At 65.9% G+C, this 255-nt stretch carries 1 pseudogene; it reads right to left on the reverse strand.

Going from position 1 to position 255, the window contains the following annotated elements:
• A pseudogene (locus tag ACG0Z3_RS23390) lies at positions 1 to 255 on the reverse strand (group II intron reverse transcriptase/maturase); the annotation flags it as partial.

Raw genomic sequence — 255 nt, forward strand, 5'->3', positions numbered from 1 at the left:
TGAGTTCCTCCAGCGCCATCGTTGCACTGCGTCCGGGTCGGAACCCATACGAGCACGGCTTGAAGTCCTCCTCGAAGATGGGCTCCAGCACCAGCTTGGCCGCCATCTGCACCACTCGGTCTCGCACCGTCGGGATGCCCAGTGGCCGCTTCCTTGCATCTGCCTTGGGGATGTAGGTGCGCCGCACGACCTGCGCCCCGTACTCACCTGCGCGCAGCACCTCGCCCAGCTCCTCCAGGAAGCGCCGGACTCCAT

This window comes from Pelomonas margarita (genome assembly GCF_043555875.1).
Taxonomy (GTDB): domain Bacteria; phylum Pseudomonadota; class Gammaproteobacteria; order Burkholderiales; family Burkholderiaceae_C; genus Pelomonas; species Pelomonas margarita.